This is a genomic window from Cypionkella sp., assembly GCF_030652235.1.
In the GTDB taxonomy this organism is placed as follows: Bacteria; Pseudomonadota; Alphaproteobacteria; order Rhodobacterales; family Rhodobacteraceae; genus Cypionkella.
In genome coordinates this window covers 1-24683 of the sequence record NZ_JAUSBA010000022.1, presented here as the reverse complement: position 1 = coordinate 24683, position 24683 = coordinate 1, and the positions used below count along the sequence as shown (strand labels likewise).

Annotated in this window: 18 protein-coding genes and 2 pseudogenes; 6 read left to right on the top strand and 14 right to left on the bottom strand. The window is 60.0% G+C overall.

Annotated features, from left to right (window positions below):
- Positions 1-17 precede the first annotated feature (17 nt).
- The 7 genes from uvrA to Q7V03_RS05870 all read right to left on the bottom strand — a co-directional run bounded on the left by uvrA (position 18) and on the right by Q7V03_RS05870 (position 12120).
- A complete protein-coding gene (uvrA, locus tag Q7V03_RS05900; RefSeq protein WP_304924678.1) occupies positions 18-2882 on the bottom strand; it encodes an excinuclease ABC subunit UvrA in 2865 nt (954 codons plus the stop codon).
- Between the two features lie 108 nt (positions 2883-2990).
- Positions 2991-4157, bottom strand: a complete 1167-nt coding sequence (locus tag Q7V03_RS05895; protein WP_304924677.1) for an MFS transporter — start codon at positions 4155-4157, stop codon at positions 2991-2993.
- An 89-nt stretch (positions 4158-4246) separates the two neighbouring features.
- A complete protein-coding gene (gene lpdA, locus Q7V03_RS05890; RefSeq protein ID WP_304924676.1) occupies positions 4247-5641 on the bottom strand; it encodes a dihydrolipoyl dehydrogenase in 1395 nt (464 codons plus the stop codon).
- A gap of 75 nt (positions 5642-5716) precedes the next feature.
- Entirely contained in the window at positions 5717-6304 is a 588-nt protein-coding gene (locus Q7V03_RS05885; RefSeq protein WP_304924675.1) for a DUF924 family protein, read from the bottom strand.
- Between the two features lie 63 nt (positions 6305-6367).
- Positions 6368-7594 carry an MFS transporter gene (locus Q7V03_RS05880; protein WP_304924674.1) on the bottom strand — a complete coding sequence of 409 codons (1227 nt, stop codon included), beginning with the start codon at positions 7592-7594 and terminating at the stop codon, positions 6368-6370.
- Positions 7595-7696: 102 nt separating this feature from the next.
- Entirely contained in the window at positions 7697-8728 is a 1032-nt protein-coding gene (gene queA, locus Q7V03_RS05875) for a tRNA preQ1(34) S-adenosylmethionine ribosyltransferase-isomerase QueA (protein WP_304924673.1), read from the bottom strand.
- Positions 8725-12120, bottom strand: a complete 3396-nt coding sequence (locus Q7V03_RS05870; RefSeq protein WP_304924672.1) for a DUF3971 domain-containing protein — start codon at positions 12118-12120, stop codon at positions 8725-8727. The genes queA and Q7V03_RS05870 overlap by 4 nt, the downstream gene beginning before the upstream one ends.
- A 139-nt stretch (positions 12121-12259) precedes the next feature.
- Between Q7V03_RS05870 and Q7V03_RS05865 the strand changes: the two genes are divergently transcribed.
- The 5 genes from Q7V03_RS05865 to Q7V03_RS05845 all read left to right on the top strand — a co-directional run bounded on the left by Q7V03_RS05865 (position 12260) and on the right by Q7V03_RS05845 (position 16994).
- On the top strand, positions 12260-12721 hold the full coding sequence (locus Q7V03_RS05865) for a peroxiredoxin (protein WP_304924671.1): 462 nt from the start codon (positions 12260-12262) through the stop codon (positions 12719-12721).
- Positions 12721-13521 (top strand): ferritin-like domain-containing protein, encoded by an 801-nt coding sequence (locus Q7V03_RS05860; RefSeq protein WP_304924670.1) that lies wholly within the window; start codon positions 12721-12723, stop codon positions 13519-13521. Before Q7V03_RS05865 ends, Q7V03_RS05860 begins: the two co-directional genes overlap by 1 nt.
- Before the next feature lie 169 nt (positions 13522-13690).
- Positions 13691-15019, top strand: coding sequence for a M23 family metallopeptidase (locus tag Q7V03_RS05855; RefSeq protein WP_304924765.1), 1329 nt, complete (start codon positions 13691-13693; stop codon positions 15017-15019).
- The gene (locus Q7V03_RS05850) at positions 15009-15518 is read left to right on the top strand and encodes a polymer-forming cytoskeletal protein (protein WP_304924669.1); all 510 of its coding nucleotides are present in this window, start codon (positions 15009-15011) and stop codon (positions 15516-15518) included. The genes Q7V03_RS05855 and Q7V03_RS05850 overlap by 11 nt, the downstream gene beginning before the upstream one ends.
- 57 nt (positions 15519-15575) lie before the next feature.
- Complete coding sequence (locus tag Q7V03_RS05845; RefSeq protein ID WP_304924668.1) at positions 15576-16994, top strand: MFS transporter; 1419 nt, start codon at positions 15576-15578, stop codon at positions 16992-16994.
- Here the strand turns inward: Q7V03_RS05845 and Q7V03_RS05840 are convergent.
- The 7 genes and pseudogenes from Q7V03_RS05840 to Q7V03_RS05810 all read right to left on the bottom strand — a co-directional run.
- Positions 16978-17751: a DUF2189 domain-containing protein gene (locus tag Q7V03_RS05840; RefSeq protein WP_304924667.1), complete on the bottom strand. Its 774-nt coding sequence runs from the start codon at positions 17749-17751 to the stop codon at positions 16978-16980. The two genes, Q7V03_RS05845 and Q7V03_RS05840, sit on opposite strands and share 17 nt — an antisense overlap.
- 106 nt (positions 17752-17857) lie before the next feature.
- The gene (gene prfB / locus Q7V03_RS05835; RefSeq protein WP_304924666.1) at positions 17858-18985 is read right to left on the bottom strand and encodes a peptide chain release factor 2; all 1128 of its coding nucleotides are present in this window, start codon (positions 18983-18985) and stop codon (positions 17858-17860) included.
- A 71-nt stretch (positions 18986-19056) separates the two neighbouring features.
- Positions 19057-21606, bottom strand: a complete 2550-nt coding sequence (locus Q7V03_RS05830) for a penicillin-binding protein 1A (RefSeq protein ID WP_304924764.1) — start codon at positions 21604-21606, stop codon at positions 19057-19059.
- A gap of 120 nt (positions 21607-21726) precedes the next feature.
- A complete protein-coding gene (locus Q7V03_RS05825; protein WP_304924665.1) occupies positions 21727-22935 on the bottom strand; it encodes an N-acetylmuramoyl-L-alanine amidase in 1209 nt (402 codons plus the stop codon).
- 6 nt (positions 22936-22941) lie between these two features.
- Positions 22942-23334 carry a hypothetical protein gene (locus Q7V03_RS05820; RefSeq protein WP_304924664.1) on the bottom strand — a complete coding sequence of 131 codons (393 nt, stop codon included), beginning with the start codon at positions 23332-23334 and terminating at the stop codon, positions 22942-22944.
- A 111-nt stretch (positions 23335-23445) separates the two neighbouring features.
- Positions 23446-24051: pseudogene (locus tag Q7V03_RS05815) on the bottom strand (transposase); the annotation flags it as partial.
- Between the two features lie 44 nt (positions 24052-24095).
- Positions 24096-24491: pseudogene (locus Q7V03_RS05810) on the bottom strand (hypothetical protein); the annotation flags it as partial.
- 78 nt (positions 24492-24569) lie between these two features.
- On the opposite strand from Q7V03_RS05810, the gene Q7V03_RS05805 reads away from it, so the two are divergent.
- On the top strand, positions 24570-24683 hold a 114-nt coding region (locus Q7V03_RS05805; protein WP_304924763.1), incomplete at its 3' end, for a transposase.

The window sequence follows — 24683 nt, the reverse complement described above, 5'->3', positions numbered from 1 at the left end:
CTTAGACCGGGGCCTGCTTACTCCGCCGCCGCCCGGCGTGGAGTAAGCAGGTCTTTCAGGTAATGCCCGGTGTGGCTGTGCGCAGCCTTTGCGATGGCTTCCGGGGTGCCTGTGGCAACGATCTGGCCGCCGCCATCGCCACCCTCTGGGCCAATGTCGATCACCCAATCGGCGGTCTTCACCACATCGAGGTTATGCTCAATGACCACCACGGTATTGCCCTGATCGACCAATTCATGCAGCACTTCCAACAGCTTGCGTACATCTTCAAAATGCAGTCCGGTGGTCGGCTCGTCGAGAATATACAAAGTGCGTCCGGTGGCGCGGCGGGAAAGTTCTTTGGAGAGCTTCACCCGCTGTGCTTCGCCGCCTGACAAAGTTGTCGCCTGCTGGCCAACCTTGATATAGCCAAGCCCAACCTGACACAGCGCATCCATCTTCTCACGGATGCTGGGCACGGCTTGGAAAAACCCCTGCGCATCTTCACATGTCATATCAAGAACGTCGGCTATGCTCTTGTTTTTGAACTTAACTTCCAAAGTCTCGCGGTTATAGCGCGCGCCTTTGCATGTCTCGCACGTCACATACACATCCGGCAGGAAGTTCATTTCAATCTTGAGAACGCCGTCGCCTTGACACGCCTCGCAGCGCCCGCCTTTGACATTAAAGCTGAAACGACCGGGCAGATAGCCGCGGGCTTTGGCTTCGGGCAGACCGGCAAACCAATCGCGGATCGGCGTAAACGCGCCGGTATAGGTCGCGGGGTTGGAACGCGGCGTGCGGCCAATCGCGCGCTGGTCGATGTCGATCACCTTGTCGAGATGCTCAAAGCCCTTGATCGTCTCGCAAGGTGCCGGCGTTTCATGCGCACCGTTGAGGCGGGTAGCAGCCGTTTTGAACAGCGTCTCAATCGTCAGAGTGGATTTACCGCCGCCCGAAACGCCTGTCACGCAGACGAACATCCCCAGCGGAAATTCGGCGGTGACGTTTTTCAGATTGTTGCCGGTAGCGCCGACAACGGTCAGTTTCTTGCCATTGCCCTTGCGGCGGGCTTTGGGCACACGGACCTCGCGCGCGCCGGAAAGATACTGGCCTGTCAGGCTGTTAGGGTCGGCGGCCACCTGCGCCGGAGTGCCGTGGCTGACGACAAAACCGCCGTGCACGCCGGCCCCTGGCCCCATGTCAAACACGTAATCGGCCTCGCGGATGGCATCTTCGTCATGCTCGACAACCAGCACCGTATTGCCTGCATCGCGCAGGTTTTTCAGCGTGGTGAGCAAGCGGTCATTGTCGCGTTGGTGCAGACCGATAGAGGGTTCATCCAGAACATAGAGCACACCTGTCAGGCCAGAGCCGATCTGCGAGGCCAAGCGAATTCGCTGGCTTTCGCCGCCCGAAAGCGTGCCCGCATTGCGCGACAGTGTGAGGTAGTTCAACCCGACGTTCACCAAGAAACCCAAACGCTCGCGGATTTCCTTGAGGATCGCCTTGGCGATTTCATTCTTTTGTTTGGTCAGATGTTCGGGGGCGGTGCTGATCCAATCATGCGCTTCCGAGATCGACATCTGCACCACCTGCCCCGCGTGCAAGCCGCCTATTTTCACCGCGAGGGCCTCGGGTTTCAGACGGTAACCGCCGCAAGCGCCGCAGGGCCGGTTGTTCTGAAACCGCTCCATTTCCTCACGGCTCCACGAGCTGTCGGTTTCGCGGTAGCGGCGTTCCATATTGGGGATGACGCCTTCAAACACGCGCGAGACTTGGTAAACCCGGCCACCTTCGTCATAACGGAACAAGATCTCATCGCCACCCGAGCCGCGCAAAAACACCTGCTTGACGTTTTCGGGCAGATCTTTCCATTTGGTCTTCTTATCAAAGGCGTAGTGCTTTGAGATCGCCTCGATGGTCTGGGTGAAATACGGGCTTTTCGATTTGGACCACGGCGCGATGGCACCACCCAGCAAGGTTAACGATTGGTCAGGCACGACCAAGCGTTCATCGAAAAACAGCTCCATCCCCAAGCCATCGCAGACCGGACACGCGCCATAGGGGGCGTTGAACGAGAACAACCGGGGTTCGATTTCGGCGATGGTGAAACCGGACACCGGGCAGGCGAATTTCTCGGAATAGGTGATGCGCTGCGGGTCGCCTTCGCCCTCGGCAGGGGCAGTTTCAATCACCGCGATACCATCGGCAAGGTTCAAGGCGGTACGGAAGCTGTCGGCCAGACGGGTTTCAAGGCCTTCGCGCACCACGATGCGATCAACCACCACGTCGATATTGTGGCGGAATTTCTTGTCGAGGGTTGGCGGCTCTTCCAATTCATAAAACTCGCCGTTTACCTTAATGCGCTGGAAGCCTTGCTTGCGCAGGTCGATAAATTCTTTCTTGTATTCACCCTTGCGGTCGCGGATGATCGGGGCAAGCAGGTAAGCCCGGCTGCCCTCGGGCATCGCCATCACCGCATCGACCATATCCTGCACCTGCATCGCGGTGATCGGCAGGCCTGTGGCGGGGCTGAACGGCGTGCCGACGCGGGCGAACAGCAGGCGCAGATAATCGTAAATCTCGGTCACGGTGCCGACGGTGGAACGCGGGTTTTTCGAGGTGGTTTTCTGCTCGATGGAAATCGCGGGGCTGAGGCCGCTGATGTGATCCACATCAGGTTTCCCTGCCATATCAAGGAATTGCCGCGCATAGGCCGACAGGCTTTCGACATAGCGGCGCTGGCCCTCGGCATAGATCGTATCAAACGCCAGACTGGATTTGCCCGAACCCGACAGCCCGGTGATCACCACGAACTGGTCGCGCGGAATATCCACATCGACATTTTTCAGGTTATGCTCGCGCGCGCCGCGCACTTCGATAAACTTATGTTCGGCCATGACCCACCTCAATTAACGCCGTATAGATAGTGTGAATGTGGTGGGTCTCCAACTGCAAAATGTGAACGAAGTGTGAACAATCGCCGGGGTGCAGCATATTTTCTAGGGTTAACGCGGTTGTTGCTGCCTGCGACGGGCCTGCCACGCATGGATCGCGATGCCCAAAGCCGAAAATCCGATCAGAAACAGCGCAAAACCCGCAGCTCCCGCCTGCACCATGATCAGCGCCAGCAAGGGCGTGCCAGTGGTGGTGCCGAGATTGCCCAGTTGCGCAATTGCCCCGGCGCCACGCGCACGATCTTCAGCCGAGGGGTTGATCTGCGCAAGGCTGGCGAAACTTGCGCCCTGCACCACGCCCAAAGCGGCAGCCATCAACAGCGCAAACGCGGCCTCTGGCGCGCCCTGCCCCCATGTTGCCCAAAGGCCGAGGCTGGCGAGCATGGCCACCGCAAAACCCGCTTGCACAAGACGGAAGGCCGCGATTTTCGACAGCAGCCAGACGCCGAGGGTCAGCGAGACGGTGATCGACACCAAGGGCATGAAAATGCCGATGAACGGGCCCCAACCGGGCGTGACGGCGGCGGGCAACAGGGTCAGCACCGCGACGTAAGTCACTGTATAGCATACGAAACCCATCGCTGGCGCTGCGAGATAGGGTGAGGCATAGATCGCCGCGTGCTGGGCCAGCAGGTTGCCCTGACCCGGTGTTGGACGGTGCGAGGGGTCAGGCGGGAGCAGGGCAAACAGGGCACCAAAGCACAGCAGCATCCATAGCCCATGCAGTTGAAACAGCGCGCCCGGGCCATGCAATGCGATCAAACTGGGCGCGAAAAACGCCAGCGCCGCATAGGTCACACCGAAAAATGACGACCACAAAGTCATCGCCAAGCCTTGATGCCGCTGTGACGTCACGCCCGCAATCGCGGTGGGGCCGACGACGACGATGGTCAAATGCGACACGCCCTCTAGCACGCGGGTCAGCATCATCAGCGGATAGCTGGGAAAACTCGATTGGATCAGGCTGACCGCAGCGCCCAAAGCCAAGGCCGACAGGATGGCACGGCGCGGGCCGATTTTGGCCACCAGCAGACCCGCCGTGGTGCCAAAGATCAGCCCAACGATGCCAACGATGGATACCATAAGCCCAATGCCGACGCCCGCATGGGCGGCGTAGGTGGTTTGAAGCGTTTGATAGAGAACGGAAATTTTACCGAACTGCGCCGCCGCCCCAAGACCTGCCGCCCAAAGCGCCAGAACGGTTAATATGGCGCGCATCGGTCATCCTTTGTGCCCAAATATCCTCAGGGCGTTGGGCCAAGCCGAGGGGGGCAGAAGCCCCCCTGATTGTTCGCAAGAGATCGCTCTTACATATGCAAAGCGCGCCCATAGGCGTCCAGTACGGATTCGTGCATCATTTCCGACAGGGTCGGATGCGGGAAGACGGTGTTCATCAGGTCTTCCTCAGTGGACTCGAGCCCGCGTGCCACGACATAGCCTTGGATCAGTTCGGTGACTTCGGCACCGATCATATGCGCGCCCAGCATCTCGCCGGTTTTGGCGTCGAAGATGGTCTTGATGAAACCCTCGGCCTCGCCCAAAGCAATCGCTTTGCCGTTGCCGATAAAGGGGAAGCGGCCGACTTTGATTTCAAAACCCGCCTCTTTGGCTTTGGCTTCGGTCAGACCAACGGAGGCAACTTGCGGGTAACAATAGGTGCAACCCGCGATAGAATTCGGCTTGATCGGATGCGGGTGTTTGCCCGCGATGAGTTCGGCCACCATCACGCCTTCATGGCTGGCTTTGTGCGCAAGCCATGGCGCGCCTGCGATGTCGCCGATGGCGTAAAGGCCGGAGACTCCGGTGCGGCAAAATTCGTCTGTGACGACATGAGTGCGGTCGATTTTCACACCCAAGGCTTCAAGGCCCAGGTTTTCGATATTGCCAATGATGCCAACGGCAGAAATCACAGTGTCAAATTCTTGGGTGGTGGTGCCTTTGGCGTCTTCCAGATGGGCGACAACTTTACCCGGAGAGCGATCAAGTTTCTTCACCGTGGTGTTTTCGAGAATCTTCATGCCTTGCTTGACGAAGGCTTTCTTGGCGAAGGCGGAAACCTCGGCATCTTCTACGGGCAGCACGCGGTCCATCACTTCAACGACAGTGGTATCCGCGCCCAAGGTGTTGAAGAAGCTTGCAAATTCGATACCAATGGCCCCAGATCCAATCACCAGCAGCTTTTTCGGCATCCGTTTTGGCTGCAAAGCATGGCGGTAGGTCCAGACCAGATCGCCGTCCGCCTCCAACCCCGGCAGTTCGCGGGCGCGCGCACCCGTGGCAAGGATGATCGACTTGGCGGTCAACTCATCGGTGCCTTTATCGGTTTTCACCGTCACGGTTCCGGCTTTCGGCAGCGTCGCAGCCCCCATAAACACGGTGACTTTGTTCTTCTTCATCAGATGGCCGATGCCGCCCGACAGCTGTTTGGCGACCCCACGCGAGCGCGCGACCACGGCGTTCAAGTCGAAATCCAACCCGGTCACCGACAGGCCAAATTCCTTGGCACGGTGCATCAGGTGGAACACTTCTGCGCTGCGCAGCAGCGCCTTGGTCGGGATACAGCCCCAGTTCAGGCAGATGCCGCCGAGGTTTTCACGCTCGATGATCGCCACTTTCAGGCCAAGCTGGCTGGCCCTTATGGCGGCAACATAGCCCCCCGGACCTGCGCCGATTACGATCACGTCAAAATTTTGAGCAGCCATCTTTCCCTCCTCAGAAAAAGTAGTTTGCCATTAAACTATTTTCAAAACTCAAGCAACATTGGCAGCGCTGCGGGCCTATGCGCTGGCTGCATGGCTGGCTTTCAGCGCGGTGACCACCGCGCCATAGCCGCCAACAGCCAGAAATTCAGCCTCCTCTGCGGTATTTTCCCGGCCCATAGCAGCGTTGCGGTTGGGAAAACGGCCAAAGCGCGTGATGATTTCGCGGTGGGCTTCAGCGTGCAGCGCCATTTCGGGATCTGACGCCATGCGCTCGGTCAGCAGTTCTACCGCGCGGTCTTGATCGGCGATATCCTCGGCATGTTCAAACGGCATGTAAAAAAATTGGCGCTCGGGTTCGGGAGCATCCAGATCCCAGCCCTCTGCGACCGCCTTTTTTGCGGCAGCCAGTGCTTGCGGATCGGTCGCGAAGGCCTTCGCCGTATCGCGGTGCATGTTGCGCGAGAATTGGTCGCATAGGATCAAATAGGCCAGAGAGCCTACGGTGCCTTCGACCCAATGTTCCAGCCCGCCATCGAAGGCGGCTTGCCAAATTTCAGCGAAACGCTCGCGGATGCTGGCGTCAATCTCGTCGCCGCCCGCATACCAGCCTTCGGGGCCGATCTCGCCCAGCCAGAAGTCAAGAATCTCAATCGGATCAGACATAAGCATCCCTCTTTGCAGCAAGGTGGCAGGTTCACACAGTCCCCGCAACCGCTTTGGAAACCTTCAGCGGCGCGGCTCTTCCTGCAGCACCGCATCCACCGTCAGCGCCGAAGCGGTCGGCGTCAGGCCTGCGTAGGTGTTGGTGTGCACCGGGGCGTCGCGCTTGGTCATCCGGTAAGCGGCATAGCCAGCAAGGGCCGCGAAAAAGCCGCCGATGATCAGGAAATAGCCTTCCGGGCCGATCACGCTCATCAGCCAGCCTGCCAAAAGCGGGCCAAAGATTGCGCCGAACCCGTTGAGGAAGATCAGGCCAGCCGATGCACCGGGCATGTCTTCTTTGCTTAGGAAGTCATTGGTGTGGGCAATCAGCAGCGAATACAAAGGGTTGATGATGCCGCCCAGCAGGGCTGCCACCAGCACCTCCAGCGTGAAGGGCAAGGGCGTGGCGGCGGCGACGGCCATCACCACAGCCCCGGCGGTGGACATCCACAAGATCAGCACGCGGCGGTCGACGCGATCAGACAGCCAGCCAACCGGGTATTGCAGCACAAGGCCGCCAACATACATCGCGGCGACGAAAATGGCGATCTGGCCGAGGCTCATCGACGACATCGCACCATAAACCGAGGCCATGCCAAACATCGCGGCGAACACGCCGCCCGTCAGCAGCATCCCGGCGCAGCCAAGCGGTGAGATGCGGAACAGTTGCGTAAAACTCATGGCATTGATGGTGGCGAAGGTGGGCGCGGGGGTGTCGGCCAACAGGATTGGCATGAAAGCCAGCGAGACGAGGACGGATGGGATGATGAAGAGCCCAAATCCGTTGGGGTCGCCCATCGCCAAAAGCCCCTGCGACGCGATGATGCCGAGCATTTGCACGATCATATAGGCGGATAGGGTCTGACCACGGGTTTCATTGCTGGCGGTGTTGTTCAGCCAGCTTTCAGAAGTCACATAGATGCCCGAGAAACAAAACCCGATCAGCACCCGCATCACCGCCCAAGCCTGCCAATCCAGCATCAGCGGATACAGCACAAGCACGGCGGAAATCATCGAACCTAGGGCGGAAAACACCCTGACATGGCCGACGCGACGGATCATTTCGGGCGCAAGCCGAGAGCCCCCGAGGAAGCCGAGAAAATAGGCCGACATCACGATAGAAAGCTGGAAGGTGCTAAAGCCTTCCAGCGCGCCCCGGATACCAAGCAGCGAGCTTTGCACGCCATTGCCAACCATCAGCAGCATGACGCCCAGCAGCAAGGGCCAGGAATGGGCGAGAACTTTTAGCATTCAGAGGCTCCGGGTGTCTGGGACAAGGTTAGCATAGTAAACCGTGCTGAGTGATTGATTTGCGACAGCGTGACAATGTGTAGGGTGCGCTTGCGTGCACCGCTACGGTATCAACAGCGAAGCATCGCCGTAGGAAAAGAAACGATACTCATGGGTCACGGCATGGGCATAGATCCGGTCCATCCGCGCCTTGCCCATCAGCGCCGAAACCAGCATCAGCAGCGTCGATTTCGGCAGATGGAAGTTGGTCATCAGCGCATCGGTGACGCGGAATTGGTAGCCGGGATAGATGAAAATGTCGGTGGTGCCTTCCCACGCCTCAACCCGGCCCGTCACCGCTGCCGATTCAATCAGCCGCAGCGCGGTGGTGCCGACCGGGATCACCCGACCGCCTGCGGCTTTGGTGGCGTTGATCTCAGAGGCCGCCTGCGGGCTGACCTGACCCCATTCGGCGTGCATTTTATGGGTGGTGACGTCTTCAACTTTGACGGGCAGGAAGGTGCCTGCGCCGACATGCAGGGTGACTTCGGTGAACGCCACACCTTTCGCTGCTAAAGCTGCCAGCAACTCTGCGTCGAAATGCAGGCTTGCGGTGGGGGCGGCGACGGCCCCGGCATGGCGGGCGAAAACGGTTTGATAATCGGTGTTATCCTGCGCATCGGCGGGACGTTTGGCGGCGATATAGGGCGGCAGCGGCATGGCTCCGGCGGCGTTCAAGGCGGCGTCGAAGTCATCGCCGGTCAGGTTGAATTCCAGCCGCAGATCGGTTTCGGATTTGGCGGCGACAGTTGCGGAAAGCTGATCGGAAAACCGGATCACCTCGCCAATATTGACCTTGCGCAGAGGTTTGGCAAGCGCACGCCAGCCCTGCGCTTGTGGTTCCAGCAGGGTGATTTCGACTTTGGCCACCGCCTCGCCGCGCTGTCTGTGCCCGAACAGACGCGCCGGGATTACGCGGGTGTTGTTCAGCACCATGCGATCACCGGGGCGGAAGATGTCGATCAGATCAGCGACATGCAGGTCCGTGATCTGATCACCTTGCGCCAGCAGCAACCGCGCCGCCGTGCGCGGGCGTGCCGGGCGGGTGGCGATCAGAGCTTCAGGCAGATCAAAGTCAAAATCCGACAGCTTCATCCGCCATTTCCTTCTGTGTTTTTGCTGCCGATCACCGGCGCGGGGCTGCGGAAAATCTCGCGGAACATCCCCGGCGTCAAGATCGACAGCGGGTTTACACTGACCTGCGGATCGGCGGCGGTGCCGCTGAGTGCATAGTTGAAGCCAAACAGCCCCTCGCCGCGCCGGGTCAGCACAGATCCAATGCCGTTTAGAAGATAGATCGGCGAGATCGTGCCCTGCATGAACAACTCGGCGCTGGCGCTTTTGTAGACCCCCGCCATCGACACCCCCAAGGAGGCACCAATTGCCGATCCATTGTGCACCTGTATCGCATTTGGCGTCAGCAGGAAGGCAGCCTCGACGTTGTTGAACAACAGCCCCTCGCCATTGAGCTGCTCCAGTATCCCCACCACCGAGATGGCGTTCAAAAGCTCGGCCAGAACATTGGTGTTGCGCACCCGCAGAGCGCCCATTTTCACCACGCCGTCATAGTTGCCCGCCTCGGGTCGGGGTTGCAGCGTCAGATCCAAAGACCCGCCCCGCGCCGAGGCGAAAATGCCTGACGCCGCCATCACCGCCCCCGCATCCTCTGACACCAGCCGCACCGCCGTGCCGTTGCGGGCAGGTACGACCGTGCCTTTCACCTGCGCTGTGCCATTGACCGCCGCGATGAAATTGCCGTTCAGGCCACCTGTCAGCGAAAAATCGCCGCGAAAATTGGTCAAAGCGATGCTCTGCGACACCTGCAAACTGTCCAGCCGCAGTGCAAGCGGGCTGCCGCCGGATTTGCCGCTTGATTTACGCTCGGACGCCGAAGGCATCCGGCGCATATCCACCGATCCCCCCGTCACCGCCAAGCCCACGGAATTGCCCTGCCCGCGTCCGCGAATTTCCACCGGCGCATCCAGCCACCCCCCCAAGCGCACCCGGTTGAACTTCGCCACATCCAAGCCGCCCCCGGCTTTCAGTGTCACAGAACCCGTCGCATCCAAGCCAGATGCTTTCAGGCTGATGCTTTCCACCAAAGGCGGCTTGCCCAAGCGGACTTCGGCGGTCAACTGGCCCTTGGCGGCTTTCGGCTTCGACCAGCCCACCTCGGGGATGGTCAGACCGATATTGGTCAGATCGGACACCAGCGACAGATGCCCCGGTTGGCCGCGCACGAGGTCAATCTTGACCTGACCGCGGCCCTGCCCCGACACCATGCCATCCGGCAGGCCCAGACCGAACTCTGACGCGGTTTTCTGCGACAGCGTGACAGCGCCTTCGATCCGCGCCTTGCCCTTCTGATCGAGCGCGAAGCCTTGACGGTAAGTCACGTCAAATGGCACCGCCCCAATCAACCCCGCGCCTGCGATGGTCAGTCCGGTGGTATCGGCCGAGACGGCCAAACTATCGGCGGTGATCTTGCGCCCCGGCACGACGGTGTCCGAGGAAAACCCCGAAACCGTGCCCGCCACCTGATATTGCACATCTTTCAGCGCGATTTTCTTTTGCAATGGCATCTTCAGATGAGTCTCGATCGCGGCGGTGCCCTGCCCCAAGGTCACCGGCTGGTCGGCTTTTGACATGAAGTGAAACGGCGGCTGATCCAGCAGCGACAAAGCGGCGGTCAGGCTGGATTGGGTTTTCAGGGTGATTTCAGCCGTGGCAGGGCGTTGTGTCACATCGGGGATGGCAAAAACCGAGCCTGCGACATTGATCTCTCCCCCCTCGGGCGGGGCCACCGTGCCGCTCGACATCACCATCGTGTAGGTTTGCCCGTCAACCGAAGCATAGCCATCGCCCGCCTTGATCGGCGGCAACGTCGCCAGAAACCGCACATCGGCGTCATTGAAATTATAGCCCAGATGCAGGCGCGGGGCTTGGCCTGGCTCGATCCGCAACGCCGCGCGCACGTCGGTCAGCGAGCCGCTGAGCACGTTCTTGTCGACCCAAAGCCGGGTGTTTGGCAGCAAAGTCACCGGCCACAGTGCCACCAGTCGATCATGCTGGATCTCGTTCAGCGCCAGATCAATCGCCGCGCGCCAGCCCTGCTGATCGGCACCAATCTTCCCCGAAGCCGTCAGCCGCCGCCCGGCTTCGGTCAGCGCCAGTTGGCCGATCTCGACCGAGAACGGCTGCAAGCGCATCCGCGTGTCCAGCGCGCCATGGCTGAACTCAACAGGTTCTTGGAACAAACCTTCGGGGTCAATCATCACTTGGCTGAATTCCAACTGAGTGAGATATGCGTCCGGCACCTCACGCGCCAAAGCGCCAAAGATGCGGCTGCCATCGGCGCGGATCAGATAGCTGTGGCCCGAGGCTTTCACCCGCAACGTCGGGCTTTGCACCGAAAGTGCTGTCAGATCCATCCGACCTTGGTCGGGCACAAAGCGCATCGCCATGCTGGCACTGTCAAAGGCGATCGGGCGGGCTTCCGGGTTGGGCTGCAAAGCGCCCTTGCCAAAGCTTAAGCTGGCCTCCAGCGCCGAGATGCCTTCGGCGCGCAGAGTGGTGTGAATCTCGCCCGAGATTGGCGCATCCAGTACCCCGGCAAAGGCAAAGGGGGCGGCAAGGGCTGCGACATCCTTGGCGGCCACACCGTCAATCTGCGCCGAAATCCGCGCCTGATCATCGGTCTTTTGTGACACGATGGTCAGCACCGCGCGCGCAGGCGTCGCACTGCTGATCAGCGACAGGCTGACCTCTGCTGCAACTTCCGTGGCGCGGTTTTCCAACTGCAAGCGGCCATCGCCCAGATCAAACTGCCGGCCCGACTTTTGGTCTTGCAATGTGAGGGTCAGCGCCTCGGCCTCAATCGTGGTCAAGTGGGCGGCGACGGGGCTGGCGAAGGCGCGGTCCACCGCATCGAAAAGTTCCGGTAGGCTGCGAATGTTCGGCTGCATTTCGGTGCCGCCCAGCGACAGATCAAAATTGCCATCGCGGTCGCGGATGACTTGCAGGTGTGCTCCGACGATTTTCAGGCTGCGGGCGCGGAATTGGCCGTGCAGCAAAGCGCCGGGGTCCAGTGTGACGCGCAGATCTGGCAGGGTCAGCAGCGCTTGGTTGTTGGTTTTCAGCAAGCGCAGATCGTCCAGGCGCAGGCGGGGCACCCAATCTTCGACGGTGATCTCAACCCCGCCAATAGCGATAGCGGCTTCCGGCAGGGCCTTGGCGAGGGATTTGTTGGCGCGCTGCTCGATCTCGGCCACCACCCAGGTCGGCATCGGGATGGGTTTGCCAGAGAGCGCGAAGATGCCAAAAATAACCCCGAAGATCAGCGCCAGACTGAACAGCCGCGCGCCAAGGCCGGTGCGGTGGCGTTTTTTGGTTTCCTTGGCTGCGGCGGTTGCAGTGGCCGGTACATCCGACACAACAGAAGCATGACCCGGATCGGGGGCAGCCTCGCTCTGCTGATCGGTCGTCATCGTTGCCGCTGCCTTTCCCAATGCCGACCCATACCGCCGATGCGGATGCTGGCCGTTCCTTCGCTGGGGCTTGCCTTTATCTTTGCCCAAAGGCAACTAGATCGCAAAGGGTTGATATTCAAATAGCAAGGAGCCGCGCATGATAACCTCTGGCCAAACCGCCCCCGATTTCATCTTGCCGCGCGATGGCGGTGGCAACGTGACGCTATCGGGCCTGCGCCCCAGCAAAGTGGTGCTGTATTTCTATCCCAAAGACGACACGCCGGGTTGCACGCTGGAAGCGCAGGATTTCAACGCGCATCTGGCGGATTTCACCGCTGCGGGCTGCACCGTGATCGGGATTTCCAAGGATTCGGTGAAGGCGCATGACAAGTTCTGCAAAAAGCATGGGCTGTCGATTGTGCTGGCGTCAGATGAGGCGGGGACCACCTGCGAAGATTATGGCGTTTGGCTGGAAAAAAGCATGTACGGCAAGACCTATATGGGGATTGAGCGGACCACGGTGCTGATCGACGGCGCAGGTCAGGTGTCGCAGGTCTGGAACAAGGTTTCGGTCAAGGGGCATGCCGATGCGGTTCTGACGGCGGTGCGGGCGCTGTGATGACTTTGGCCGAGATGGCGGTCGAGGTTTTGACCACCGCTGACGGGCGCGCGAAAACCGCTTTGTCCCATGCCCATGCCGCGCGTTGGCGGACTGCACGGGCGGCGGGTGCGCCTTTGGCCGTCGGGCAAGCCAGCCCACCGCAGCGCCCTGCCCGCCCCGAAAAGCCGGATCTTCTTGACCCGCGCGAAGTGCCGCGCCGCCGTCCCGGCTCGCCCTTGGGTCGCATCGCTTTGCTGCATGCGGTGGCGCATATTGAGTTGAACGCCGTTGATCTGCATTGGGATATCATTGCCCGCTTCACCGACACCGTGATGCCCTTGGGCTTTTATGACGATTGGGTGCAGGCGGCGGATGACGAATCGAAGCATTTTAATCTGCTGTGTGATTGTCTTGAAACGATGGGCAGCCATTATGGCGCGATGCCCGCGCATGCTTTCATGTGGCAAGCCGCCGAGGATACCGCCGCTGATCTGCTGGGCCGCCTCGCCGTGGTGCCGATGGTGCTGGAGGCGCGCGGGCTGGATGTGACGCCAGGGATGATCGCGTTGTTCACTCAAGCCAAAGAAACTCAAGCCATCGCGGCGCTGAACACGATCTACGCCGAGGAAGTGGCACACGTGGCTTATGGCGCGAAATGGTTCAACTGGCTGTGCGGCCGCGCCGGCGATGATCCTAAGGAGGTATTCCACACGCTTGTACGCAAGTACTTCCACGGCAATCTGAAGCCGCCGTTCAACGAAGAAAAGCGCGCCGAGGCCGGATTGCCGCCTGATTTCTATTGGCCCCTCGTCGATTAGGCGTAAGAGTTATCGGCGGAATCTCGCCGAGATTGGCGAGATTCCGCCCCGGTTCCCAGCGATTAGGTCAAATTTGTTGCGAGGGACCCAAGCGCTGGCTAATCAGGCATGAGCCCGGCAAATGGGCACCCCACCGCCCTTTGTGCCTAAAGAACCGGAACATGCCGCTGTGCTGACACGCCTCACCTATCGGATTCACACCACGTTGGAGCGGTATCTTCCGGAACAACGTCTGTTCCTGAAATCGGAAACCGAGACGCGTTTCATCCGGTTGCGCCCCAGCACGCAAGCGATCGCTTTGGTGTTCGGCTCGCTGGCCTTGGCTTGGACGATATTGGCAACCGCTGTTCTGCTGCTGGATTCCATTTCGGCCGGCACCTCGCGGCAGCAAGTGGCACGCCAGCAGGGGCTTTACGAACAACGCCTGAATGATCTGTCGGCCGACCGCGATCTGCGCGCGGATGAAGCGGCCTCTGCCCAAGGGCGGTTCAATCTGGCTCTTGCACAAGTGTCCCAGATGCAGGCGCGACTGCTGGCCTCGGAAGATCGCCGGCGCGAGTTGGAAACCGGCATCGACGTCATCCAAAACACCCTGCGCGGCGTGATCAAGGAACGCGATTCTGCACGCGATCAGGTAGCCTCCTTGTCCACTGCCCCCACAGCGGGCCGGACTGAGGCAGAAAAGCTGGCAGATGCCGATGCCACGCTGGAAATGATGACCGCCAGCTTGGGTGAAACCGCGCAAGCCCGCGATGTGATGCAGACCGAAGCCGAGAAAGCCGACGCGCGCACAGCGAAGGTGACCCAAGAAAAACAACAGCTTCAAGCCAGCAATGATGTAATTTTTGCTTCTTTGGAACAAGCACTGACGGTTTCCGTAGAGCCTCTGGACAAGATGTTCCGTGACGCGGGGCTGTCGCCTGACAAGCTGCTCTCAGACGTGCGCAAAGGCTATAGTGGCCAAGGTGGTCCGCTGATGCCGATCTCGCTGTCGACCTCGGGGCAAACGGCGTCGATGGATGAACTGCGCGCCAATGCTATTCTGAAAAGCCTTGATAACATGAACATATACCGCATTGCCGCTTTCAAAGCGCCGTTCGGGATGCCAGTGAAAACCACTGTGCGCTACACTTCGGGATTTGGCGGGCGGGATGATCCCTTGGGCCGAGGCCCGCGGATGCATGAGGGTCAAGATTTGGCGGGCGACTACGGCGCGCCAATTTATTCCACTGCTGACGGCGTTGTGACTTTTGCTGGCTGGTCAAACGGCTATGGTCGGCTGGTCAAGGTACAGCATGCCTTTGGTATTGAAACCCGTTACGCTCATATGTCGCAGATCCGCGTTGAAGTCGGCCAAAAGGTATCGCGCGGCGACCGGATCGGTGATATGGGCAACTCGGGCCGCTCGACTGGCACACATCTTCACTACGAGATCCGCATCGGTGGATCTGCGATAAATCCGATGACCTTCATAAAGGCAGCGACCAATGTTTTCTAAAAGCCGCATCAACGAACCGGGCCCCAAGGCTGGCGAGAGCGATAAACCCAAAGCCCCGGAGGCCCCTGTGAGCAAACCCTCGATGGAATTCACCCCTTCGGCGCCGAAGGGCAAAGTGGCGGCCTCGGTGCTGTCCGCCGATCTGACCGTGGTGGGCAATCTGCGCACCACCGGTGATATTCAGGTCGAAGGCACGGTTGAAGGCGATATCCGCGCACATCTGTTGACCGTGGGCGAAACCGCGACGATCCGTGGTGAGATCGTCGCTGACGATATCGTCGTCAATGGCCGGGTGATTGGCCGGGTGCGTGGTTTGAAAGTGCGCCTGACCTCGACCGCCAAGGTGGAAGGCGACATCATTCACAAGACCATCGCAATCGAGTCGGGCGCGCATTTTGAAGGCTCGGTGCAGCGTCAGGATGATCCGTTGTCGACCGGGCGGGTTGCGACCCCGACCAGTCGGATCGTGCAGGCTCCGGCCTCCAGCGAAGACTCCTAAGTTTTCGCACAAGTGTCCAAGACGGAAATGACAGCACGGGCATCGGGGGAAACCTTGGTGCCCGTTGCCATTTGTGCGCCTGAACATCGACGCGCGATTTTATGGGCGGCGATTTTGGCCTCGTCGATGGGGTTTATTGACTCATCAGTCACCGCCAACGCCCTGCCCGCGATGCGCGCGTCTTTGGCGGCATCGTTGCCACAGGCGCAATGGTTCAGCGGGATTTACTTGTTGGCGCTGACCTCGCTGATCTTGGTCGGTGGCGCGTTGGGCGACCGTTTTGGCACCGCGCGCGGCTTTGGCTTGGGGATTATTTTGTTTGTGGTCAGTTCGTTAGGCTGCGCTTTGGCGTTCAGCCCGATGGGGATGATCGTGGCGCGGGGCTTGCAAGGCGTGGCGGCGGCGCTGATGGTGCCGGGCTCGATGGCAATCATCGGTCGCGCCTTCCCGCGCGAGGAACGTGGCGCGGCGCTGGGGCTTTGGGCGGCGGCCTCCATCGCCACCGCTTCGGCGGGGCCGATCCTCGCGGGGCTGTGTTTGATGGTTGACCCGTTGTCGGGGTGGCGCTGGATTTTCGCTTTGAACCTGCCCCTGGGTGGCGTGTCGCTGTGGTTGCTCGCCCGCTTTGCGCTGGCAGATCATGGTCGCCCCGGCGTGCCGATTGATTTCATCGGGGCTGCTCTGGCAACATTAGGTTTCGGATTGGTCGCCTATGGTCTCAGCGCCGAGACCGGAGAATCGCTGGCACTGATGACGACGGGATTTGTTGTTCTGGCGGGTTTTCTGGCATGGGAGGCCCGCTGCCCTGCCCCGATGATCCAGTTGAGCATGTTCCGGGTGCGCAGGTTTTCCACCATCAACCTTGCAACCTTCCTGTTGTATTTCGCGGTGACCGGCATCGGATTTTATCTGCCAATGACCGCCGTTTCAGCCTGGGGCGCGGATGCTTTGGCAATGGTGGCGGCGTTCCTGCCGGGGGCGCTGATGATCGCCACTTTGTCCACGCGGATGGGCAAACTGGCGGATCGCATCGGCCCTGCGCCGTTTCTGATTTGGGGCGCGGTGCTGGTGGGCTTGGCGCAAGCCGGCTTGGCGATCACCGCGCATGAAGCTTTGTATTGGACCCGCGCTGTGCCGCTGATGTGGCTGTCTGGTTTTGGGATGGCGCTGCTGGTGGCCCCATTGACCACCGTGGTGATGACCTCGGCCAGTGACGCCGATCAGGGCGCTGCCTCGGGGATCAACAATGCCGTCGCACGCGCGGCGAGCCTGCTGGCGATTGCCTTGATGGGGCGGATGGCTGCGGCGGGCTATGGCGCGATTGGGGCAGAGACCCCGGGCTTTGGCGTGATAGCCCACGGCCCTGCGCATATCGCGGCGACCAGCGTGGGCTTTGCGCGTCTCTCAGCGCTGGCCGCCGTAGCCTCTCTTGCCTCGGCGCTTGTGTCGGCTTGGGGTCTCAGACGTTCCAACTGACCGCGCTGCGATAGAGATGCCAACTGGCATGGCCAAGCACAGGCAGCACCACAAACAACCCCAGAAACCCCGGCAACATCGCCACAAACAGCGCCACCGCAATGAACGCGCCCCAGCCCAGCATCACCAGCGGACTTTCCATCACCACCGCAAACGAGGTCAGCATCGCGGTGACAAAATCGACCTCGCGCTCCAGCAGCATCGGCAGGCTGACCACCGTCAGGCTGAACAGCAAAGTCGAGAACACCGCCCCGACGCTCGTGCCCACAGCCAGCATGGTCAGCCCTGCAGGCGTGGCAAACACCGCCAGCGACGACGACACATTGGTCATCACCGCAGTGCCCAAAAATAGTGCGAAGATCATATGCGATAGGAAATTCCAAAACAGAAAGAACACCACAATCACCGCCGCCATCGAGGGGATTTGCCGATCTTTCTGCCGGAAGATCACCAGCAAGGTCGCGTGTCGATCCATCGGCAGCCCCGCCTCGAGCCTGCGCGACACATCGTAAAGCCCACAGGCGATGAACGGCCCCAGAATCGGGAAGCCTGCGGCGGCAGCAAGCGTCCACCACAACTGGCCCGTTCCGGTCAGCGCGAAATAGATCAGCCAGCCGCCGATCACATAGATACCGGCAAATAGCAGCCCATACTGCGGAGCAGCCAAAAAATCCCGCCAACCCGCGCGCAAGGCGGCCCTCAGATCACTGAGTTCCACATGCATCACCTCTGGCCTGTCGGCTGGCAGCTGTTCCATGCGTCTCCCCTGCTTTTTAAGCAGCCTATGCGGGGAAGGTCATTTTAAGAAAGATGTATTTTTGACAGGGCATTAAGCGTCGATCTTAACCTGAGAAGATCAGGCCTTAATCCTCGGCATTTGCCTCTGCACGGGATTTCCCGGCTACGTCCATCGCCAAGGTCGCGGCCATGAACTTGTCCAGATCGCCATCCAGCACACCGCCGGTATCGCTGGTTTCATGCCCGGTGCGCAGATCTTTCACCATTTGATAGGGCTGCAACACATAGGACCGGATCTGGTTGCCCCAGCCCGCATCGCCCTTGGCATCGTGCTGCGCGTTGATGCTGGCGTTGCGCTTGTCGAGTTCCACCTGATACAGCCGCGAACGCAAAGCGTTCATGCAGGCCTCGCGGTTCTGGTGCTGCGATTTCATCGACGAGGTTACCACGATATTGGTCGGCAAGTGGGTGATCCGCACCGCCGAGTCGGTGGTGTTGACGTGCTGGCCGCCCGCGCCGGAAGACCGATAGGTGTCGATGCGGATATCGCGGTCGGGGATGTCGATTTCGATATTGTCATCGACCACTGGATAGACCCAGACCGAGGCAAATGAGGTTTGCCGTTTGTCAGCCGACCCATAAGGGCTGATCCGCACCAAGCGATGCACACCGGATTCAGATTTCAGCCAGCCATAGGCGTTCAGACCGGAAATCTTGTAACCCGCCGATTTGATCCCGGTTTCATCGCCTGCCGATTCCGACTGCAATTCAACCTTGTAGCCCTTCTTCTCGGCCCACCGCACATACATCCGCGCCAGCATCGAGGCCCAATCGCACGACTCGGTACCGCCCGCGCCCGCGTTGATCTCCAAGAATGTGTCGTTGCCATCGGCCTCGCCATTCAGCAAAGCCTCCAACTCTTTCGCGCCCGAAAGCTCTACCAGCGCCTTCAAAGCCTCCTCGGCCTCGGTGATGATTTCCTCATCGGCCTCGGCCTCACCCAGTTCAATCAACTCGACATTGTCGCGCAAGCCCTGCTCAATCAAGCGGTAGGTTGACATCTGGTCCAACAGCCCCTGCCGCGCGCGCATCAGCTTTTGCGCGCGGGCGGGATCGTTCCACAGATCGGGGGCCTCAATCATCGCGTCGAATTCTTCCAACCGATGCGCAGCCGTCTCCCAATCCATCCGCTGGCCCAAAAGGCGCAGAGATTTGGTGATGGCATCGACATTGTATTGCGTCTCGGTGCGCATGAGGCGGAGTCCCTAACAGATCGTCATTTGGCGGCGGTGATAGCGCGGTCAGCGGCAAGCGGCAAGCGCCGCTAATACAGCCCGCCCGAGGAAAGCGTGCCGAAGTTCGCCTTCTTCGGCACCGATTTCTGTTGGCCATCCGAGGTGATCACCGTATCCGTCCCGCCGCCATCGCTTTCGCCATTGGCAAACAGCGGCAGGTTCGAGCCCATCGCAAAGCCGCCGTCGATGATTTCCCCCAAGGCAAACAGAGAGTCCACACCCTCGCGGAAGTATTCAGCGACCACATTGGCGCCCGAGGCATCGGGGCCCAGCAATGCGCCGGTAAAGCGGTCGATATTCTGGAAATAGCCGCCCGGCGGCACTTTGAAGGTGGTGCCACCGCGGCGCTTGACGACTTCTTTCATAAATTCCTGAAAAATTGGCACGCAGAGGGTGCCGCCAAACGCCCCCGGCCCCAGTGTGCGCGGCTGATCAAAGCCCATATAGCAACCCGCCACGGTGTTCGAGGTATAGCCAATAAACCACACATCTTTCGCATCGTTGGTGGTGCCGGTCTTGCCCGCCACAGGCACCGGCAGTTTGACCCCGGTGCCAGAGCCACGTTGGATCACGCCCTGCATCATTGAGGTCAGCTGATAGGCCGTGATCGCATCCATCACGCGTTCGCGGTTGCTGTCAATTTTCACACCGTCGCCTTGCGGCAGGCGCGGAGAGTTGCAATCCTCGCATTTGCGCTGATCGTGGCGGTAGATGGTCTTACCGTAGCGGTCTTGCACGCGGTCAACCAGCGTGGGTTCGACGCGCTCGCCGCCGTTGGCGAACATCGCATAGGCCGCAACCATCTTGTACAGCGTGGTTTCCTGCGCGCCCAACGCATTGGCGAGGAAGGGCTGCATCGGTTTGTAGACACCAAATTTCTCGGCATAAGTCGCGACCAGCGGCATGCCGATTTCCTGTGCGATCCGCACCGTCATCAGGTTGCGCGATTGCTCGATCCCCGTCCGCATCGGCGTAGGGCCGTAGAATTTGTTGGTCGCGTTCTTCGGCGTCCACAGCCCTTGCGGGGTTTCGACCTCAATCGGCGCATCGACGATGATCGTGGCGGGGGTAAAGCCCGAATCCAAGGCGGCGGCATAGACAAACGGCTTGAACGAAGACCCCGGCTGGCGGGTGGCTTGGGTGGCGCGGTTGAACACCGAAGATTGATAGCTGAACCCGCCCTGCATCGCCATGACGCGGCCCGTGGTCACGTCCATCGCCATGAAACCGCCCTGTACTTCCGGTATTTGCCGCAGCGACCAGCGGACGAATTCATTGGTTTTGTCATCGGTGATCTGGCGCACCAGAACCACATCGCCGACAGAAACCAGGTCGGCAGGCACGCGGGCTTTCTTGCCCAGCTTGCCGCCCTCAAGCCGCTTGCGCGCCCAAGTCACGTCCGTAGCGGGAATTTCCTGCGTGCCATCTACGCTTTCAATCCCGACCTCGGCGGTCTTATCGCCCAAGGCCAGCACAACGGCCACATGCCAACCTGACACATCGCGCGGCATGTCCTTGACCTCGGACAGCGCCTTGCGCCATGCGGCCTCATTGCCCAGAACCTCGATCGGCAGCACTTTGCCAGTGCCACGCCAAACGCCCTGACTGCGGTCGTATTTCTCGAGGCCGCGGCGCAAAGCCACGGCGGCGATTTCCTGCAATTCGGGGTCAGCGGTGGCGCGGATCGACAGACCGCCGCCGAAGAATTCTTCCTCGCCGAAGGTGCCCGACAACTGACGCCTTATCTCATCGGTGAAGTAATCGCGCGGCGGCAGGGCCTCGCGGAACGCCGGATAATCACCGTTCTGTACCGATTTCAGCGGCTCATCCTTGGCGGCAATAAAGGTCGGCTCGTCAATATAACCGTTCTGGAACATCTCATTCAGCACATAGTTCCGCCGCGCGGTCAGGCGTTCTTTCTGCGTCACCGGATTGTAATCGCTGGGCGCCTTCGGCATCGAAGCCAAAGTTGCGGCCTCAGCAGGGCTCAGCTGATCCAGCGATTTGTTGAAATAGGTCTGCGCAGCAGCGGCCACGCCATAGCTGTTCTGCCCCAGAAAAATCTCGTTCATGTACAACTCAAGGATCTTATCCTTGGACAAAGTCTGCTCCAACCGCGAGGCCAGAATCAATTCCTTGACCTTACGCTCGACAGATCGAGAGCCATCCAGCAGGAAGTTCTTCATCACCTGCTGGGTGATGGTCGACGCGCCCCGGGTGTTCTTGCCGCGCGACTTGATCGCATCCCACGCCGCCGAAATCATACCCTGCACGTCATAGCCGCGATGGGTGTAGAAATGTTTGTCTTCCGCCGAGATGAACGCATCGCGCACCAGCACTGGAATATCCTCGATCGGCACGAACAAGCGGCGTTCTTTGGCGAATTCGTCAATAATCCGGCCCTCACCGGAATAAATTCGGCTGATCGTGGGCGGCGAATAGCGCGCAAGGCTCTCATGGCTCGGCAGGTCCGCCGAATACATCCAGAACACCGCGCCCAACGTCAAAGCGCCGAACAACAGACCAAGCGTGATCGTCGTGAAAATGCCCCCAAGGAAAGAGCCGATAAACCTGAGCACGCCTGTCATTCCCGTCAAAGCGTCCGACCCTTTGCCAGCGCACGCGCGCTTATACACGCGGGTGGGCGGAAAGGTCAAAACACTCCGCTGCGATTTTTCAAACCGGGCGAAGTGCTGCCGTCACTTCAGCGGCAAAGCCTGCAAGCCCGCATCCTGCTTGGCCCAAGTCTTCAACGCCGAGACCAAAGCCTCTGCCATCTTCGCCCGCCATGCTGGGTCGTTCAACCGTTTCAGATCACGCTCGGACGACAAAAACCCCAGCTCCAACAAAACTGACGGGATATCCGCCGACTTCAGCACCGAAAAGCTCGCCTGCTGCCGGGGATGGCGGTGCATTTTCAGCCCCTGCGCTTTGATCGCCACCTCCAACGCCATCGCCAACCGCTCGGTGCGGGGGCTGGTGTCGGTGCGCGCCATATCCATCAGCACTTCGGCCACCAGATCATCAGCTTGCGTCAGATCAACACCAGCCAGCAAATCATCGCGGTCATGACGTTCGGCCAAAGCCGCCGAGGCCGCATCGCTGGCATCCGCAGACAGGCTATAGATCGTCGCCCCCACCGCATCTCCTTGCGCAATCGCATCAGCGTGCAGCGAGAGGAACACATCTGCACCCGCCTGATGCGCAATCGAAATCCGGGTTTCCAACGGCACAAACACATCCGCGTCGCGCGTCATCACCACCGCAAAACCGCCATCGCGCAGCAGCGACTCTTTCAACTCTCGCGCGAACCTCAGCACCAAGGTTTTCTCGTTCTGCCCGTCGCTCTCGGCCCCCGGATCAATGCCGCCGTGGCCGGGGTCCAGCACCACCACCAGCTTGCCAGCCTTTTTCACAGGCGCTGCGGGCACGTCGACCGGCTTTAGCAAGGTCCAATCTGCAGGCTCTGGCAGCGCGGCCAATGCCGCAAAGGCTGTTTGGGTCGCGGGCTCCAACAGCAGATGCACACCGACCCCATCACTGGTGCGCATCTCGGCAGACGCCACCTGCATCGGCCCCGAAAGTTCGATCACCAAGCGCGACCAGCCGGGGCGAAACACCCCGGCGCGCAAGGCCACAACCGCTTCGCTGTCCAAGGGCATATCGGCCAGCCCGGTCCAATCGACCTCGCGGAAATCCACCACAAGCCGCGCCGGATCATCCAGCACCCGCACCCGCCATGGCACCGCTTGCGACAGGCCCAGATCAATCTGCACGCCTGATCCCGCGTCGACAATTTCAGACGCACCGGGATTAAATTTCGCCAAACCCGACAATTGCTGCGCCCGGCCTTGCCCAGCGAAGGCAAGTGCGCAGATCACTAAAACAAGACTAAAAAGCGCTTTCATCTTGGCCTAAATACTCCCGCCGGAGGCTCTTTTTAAGCCCAACGGCGCCCAATACGCGGCCAATCGCTCCGGCCCTTCGACAATATCCGCCGTGCCGCTTGCATAGGAACACCGCAAGGTCTGCGTGCGCTGCACTGGCTCAAAATTCAACCCTTGGGTCACCGCCACCCCGGCCATGTGCAGAACATCGCGTGCAAAACCCAAAGTATCATCGGTGAAATCGCTGACATCGGCATAGATGTAGGGCATCCTATTCAGGGGTGCGATCTTATCGTGCCCCGCAAGCGGCAGACCTTCCAGCATCAGCCGACGCTGCTCGGCACGGGCCGCACGATTAGCCTGCTTCCCCTCTACACAGTCCAGAGTTGCCAAAGCCGCCATCTGATAGACATGCGGCACGCATATGTGCATGTTCTGCCAATTGCTTTCTAACGTCAATGAAATTAATGGATTACAAAATGTCGTTTGTACTGAGCTACTCCCCAACTCTTGGACAGATTTCCGGGTGATTTAAGCTACTGCCTGCACCTGCTGATCGGTTTCGATGTTGTTGAAGTTGCCCACGGCGGGTGGTTGTCCGCCATGGGCAGCGTGGGGCCGCAAGTGGTTGTAGAAGGTGATCCAGCGCCCGACGCCGGCCTTGGCCTGTGACCCGGTTTCCCAGACGCGCAGGTAGACGCATTCATACTTCAGCGACCGCCAGAGACGTGACATGTCGAGGGCATGATCGCCATTGGTCCGAGTGAATACCCGAGGGTTGTCGAGGTATCGGGCTTTGCAGTCCATGGAGATCTTGGTCTTGGCCCGCTTCAGCCGGTCGGTCCAGTCGAAGGAAGTGAACTGACTGCCCTGGTCGGTGTTCATGATCTCGGGCGGGCCGAACTTGTGGATCGCCTCGTTCAGCGCCTCGAGGCAGAACTCGGCCTCCAGCGTGTTGGAGATGCGTCAGGCCAGCACCTTGCGGGTGAACCAGTCCATGTCTTACGGCGATTGAAGGCAATCGCCTACCGGCCTAAGGATGGCCACCAGATAGAGGAAGCCTTTCCGCATCGGCAGGTAAGTGATGTCGGCACACCAGACCTGGTTGGGCCTGTCGATCCGCAGTCCGCCCAGCAGTTATGAACCGACCCGGGTTTGCCGGAGGGTGGTTTGTTCAACGACTAAGCGACCATATCGATTGAGTTCAGGTTTGCATAGAACGCCTCCTCTGCTTCTGCGGGCGGGATGTATCCGATGGGGCCAAGAAGTCGGCGGTTGTTATACAGAGCCGTTTTCTAGGAAACGGCTTAATCGACCCATTTGAGGGTCTCCCATTCGACTTCGCGCGTTGATTTCCAGGGGCCGATCTGGTTGATGACCTCAGTTCTGAAGATACCGATGACGCATTCGGCCAAGGCGTTGTCATAGGCGTCACCGACGGTGCCGACTGAAAGGTCGATTTCTGCCTCGGCCAGACGCTCGGTATACTTGATCGACAGGTATTGTGATCCCGTTGCCCGGCAACGGTTTGCCTTCAAACCGTGAGAGGGGCGGTCAGAGTGATGGACCAAGCTCTTGTTATCCGGTAATCCCCCCCGAAAGTAAGGGGCTGCATAAGTAGAATTTTCTCGGCAAGATGCATGAGGAGATTCCGAATGAAGACAAGCAGATACACTGAGGCGCAGATCCTCGCGATCCTGCGTCAGGCTGAAGGCGGGATGCCGGTGGCCGAGTTGTGCCGCGCGCACGGCATGAGTAACGCGTCCTTT